The sequence below is a fragment of the Pelatocladus sp. genome (genome assembly GCF_059505505.1).
Genome location: NZ_JCACKS010000169.1, coordinates 1 through 3,422, shown reverse-complemented (window position 1 = coordinate 3,422; position 3,422 = coordinate 1). Strand labels below are relative to the sequence as shown.

At 38.3% G+C, this 3,422-nt stretch carries 2 protein-coding genes and 1 pseudogene; 1 reads left to right on the top strand and 2 read right to left on the bottom strand.

Translation table 11 applies throughout. The features are described 5' to 3' along the window. Positions 1–122: 122 nt before the first annotated feature. Together AC5JMK_RS13530 and AC5JMK_RS13525 are read right to left on the bottom strand one after the other, a co-directional pair. A pseudogene (locus tag AC5JMK_RS13530) lies at positions 123–2,423 on the bottom strand (Tn3 family transposase); the annotation flags it as partial. Continuing rightward, the gene (locus AC5JMK_RS13525; protein WP_495910334.1) at positions 2,405–3,103 is read right to left on the bottom strand and encodes a tyrosine-type recombinase/integrase; all 699 of its coding nucleotides are present in this window, start codon (positions 3,101–3,103) and stop codon (positions 2,405–2,407) included. The pseudogene AC5JMK_RS13530 and the gene AC5JMK_RS13525, both read right to left, overlap by 19 nt. Positions 3,104–3,179: 76 nt before the next feature. Here AC5JMK_RS13525 and AC5JMK_RS13520 point away from each other — a divergent pair. Beyond that, a partial coding sequence (locus AC5JMK_RS13520; protein WP_495910333.1) for a helix-turn-helix domain-containing protein occupies positions 3,180–3,422 on the top strand: 243 nt, incomplete at its 3' end.

The following is a 3,422-nucleotide window of genomic DNA, read 5'->3' as shown; positions in this document are numbered from 1 at the left end:
ACGTGTGCCTCCTTACCCGCCAAGCTGTCACCAGGGGCAAGATAGGCTGAAAGTACTGCTATGAAAGGCTTTCAGACTATAAGTTTCTCCGATATACTAACAAAGCGTATTTTTAGACACATTCACCCCGTCTCAATTGGCAACCTGACATTAAGATCCAAACGAAAAGTACCATAGGGATTAACGTGACCCCAAATTAAAGGTGAAAGCGCTCGCAAATCCTCCAACTTCATCAACTTCATCCATTGTGGTTGGGACAAAACCTCCTGAATCATCAACGTATTTATATATACCAAAGATATCTGGAGTAAATGCAGAGATAACACAGCTAATTCTTGGTCGGATAAACGATTAGTAGCAATCTCCCCACCCTTGCCATAAAAAATAAAACTGTTAGCACTATTCCAGTTCTCCACCACGTTGAGTCCAGCATTTATCTCTTGTCGCAGTTCAACTGAATGCAGGTATTTACATAAAAAGATAGTTTTTACAGCCTTGCCCAATTCGGATAGCGCTTGATAAGTAGGGTGTAATAAATTACCCCTAGTAAAACGCTTTAAGATGGCTTCAGTTTCTGCCATACCCAAACGCAGAGCAGTAGCATACTTCACCATTTGGTCGTATTGTTGGCGAATTAAATCCCAATTAATAGCGCGAGTTAAAATCGGTTGCAAGTTTGGATAAGCATCATTATTTCCAGTTGACGGGCGGTATAATTTCTGAACATTTATACGTTTAAGACGGGGCATTAACTGAAAACCCAGTAAATGACAGAAAGCAAAAGCCACTTCATTTTGACCGTGACTATCTACATAATTTGTCTCCACTTTCATTTCAGTACAGTGGCGTAATAATCCTTCAATCATGGCTGCAACTTCAGAGGAAGAACAAGTTTTTAACTGCGAGTAAATACAAACAGAATTCTTCTCAACGTGCCAATAAATCATCACACCCCGTCCACCATAGCGGATGTGCCACTCAGTCATTAAATTTTGATCCCAAGCACCAAACTTTTTCGAGTCAGAAGCGCAGGCGGTTGTACCCTCTCCCCAAATAGTGGGAATTCTGGCAGTAAAAATTGCATTTGCAACACAGGCAATAGCATTGCGTAATTGTTCTTTCTGAATAAAATGACGCTTGACATGGAGTAAATCTTGATAATTATCGCCTTTAATCTCATCGCTTAAACGCTTCAATCCAGTATTCGTTCCTAAACCATATAAACAAAGTAACAAGCGTTTTTGTAAAGTATAGTCGCCTAAAACCTCTCTTGTTGATACACTCCGAAAGTGTTGGCTAAAATTTACTCGTAAATCAGTTTCTTTGAGAATATCTAAGAGGCTAGTCATACGCCAACGTCTAGTAATTTCACTTTTTAAGCGAGTCAAATTAGCAGGTTCATTTTGAGGATTTAAAGGAGAAACACAAATTCGACTTTTACCTGTATTTTTAATTGTGACTAATTTATTCTTAGGTATTCCTTTAGACAATAAAGTTAATGCTTCATCCATCTGCTTTTGTAAATTAGCAATAAAGACTTCCACATCTGATGGTTGTTTCAAAGCTTGGAAATATTCTAATCTTTGTGCGTCAAAATCAGCAGGTAAATCTTCTTCAGGGTTTCTGTAACGATTAGCTCCTATAACCCAGATTTCCTTGCATCTGAGCTTTTCTCTCAATGCTTGCAGCACACTCAACTCATAATTAATGCGATTAACTTTGATTTCGTCGTCTGCTCCAGTCTCTAATATAATTTCTTGCCAACCACTACGTAATACCCCATCAATGGGTATATCCTCTCCTGCGTCATAATAACGCTGTTTACTATCAGCATATTTTTTCAGTAAAGATATCGCTTGAATAACTGGACGATGAACTTCATTATTTGAACGGAATTCTAGCTTGTTTAAAATTAACGGTAAAATTCGGCGATAATATCCACCATAAGAAGAGCGCATTACCGTATAAACTTTCTCACGGTAAGCATTCCCTGTAGATTTATACTCTTTCACTAAATTCTTAAGAGTTACCTCACTTACCACAGGAAAAATCACATCCTTGATTGTACCATCAGGTGTTTTTAAAGAAGCTTCTGCCATTTGGTATAGGAGATTATTCTTCCCATGAACCCGTTTAAAATCCTGAATAAGTTCTTTATCTACACGTTTTTCTGCGTTGGCACCTATGCGATGCACAATCTGGATGAGTAACTCTACTAAATTATCTATAACTTCTTGACTTCTGAGCCAACAAAAAGCTGTAAATAGTGTGTAGCGGATATGTTCTGGGTGACGGCGTAAGTCACGAGGATGTTCAACTACTACTCGACTTTTATAGACTTGGAGAACTTTGGTAGGGATTTTTTTAAATAAGTCTGCTGGTAATTCTAATTGCTCAAAAATCTCTAACTTAGCGACTTCTTTCGCCAATAATCATGCAATGTATGGTAGCTGATTCTACTGACTTTTAGGGTGACTGGATGTTGTGCTGTCAACAAGGCATTTGTGTTTTGATGCCGTGAGTATTTTAAGTATTTAGCAAGCGCTCTTGCGGCATCATCACTGTAATAACACCAGCGTTGTTTGTTACCTTTACCTAATACTTGAAATTTCTGATTATTGATATCTACAGAATCTATATTTAGGGCTAAAAGCTCTCCTATTCTGCATCCTGTGCGATGCAGTAAATGAACTATTGCACTAAGACGTAAGTCATCTTCTACAGCAGCATATAGTATATTTAGTTGTGATTGTGTTAGATACCTGATTGCACCGTCGCTTTTATGTTCGCCTTTTTCTCTTTCTGGTAGACGTTGTTTTAACCCCCGAATGGGGTTGGATTTTATATACCCTTGTTCTACTGCAAAGTTAAGCAAACTTTGTAGTATTGCTTGATGCTTATGGTGTGTTGTGTATTTTAAATGACTGAGATTATTTAGATACTCAATTAATGTTTGCTTACTGATAATTTCTATTGACCAACTTCCATACTTTTGCAGTAAAAGTCCGAGGGTCAGTTCATAGGTTTCTCTAGTACTGGGTGCTAGACCAGGACGCTCTAAAAATTCGGTCGTGACAGTGGCTAAAGTTACACCCGATTTCACTGTTGTTTATGTATTTTTGACAAGGTTTTTTATTAATAAATTATATATCTTTTGAGTAGTTAATTAACAGCTTTTTATGGATACTTTTACAACTCCTCACCCATCTGAATCCCTTGCCAGTTACGTTTCACGGGTCAGGAAGAAACTCAATTTAACTCAGTCTGAGTTGGCGGATGCTGCTGGTATACACGGACGCTCTATCGGGAAAATTGAGCGGGGGCTTATAGCCAAAATTAATCGTAAGACACTTCAGGGTTTAGCGATCGCACTTGGCGTGCCTCAAGAATATTTGGATGCTGTAATCAAGGGCGAGGAAGTA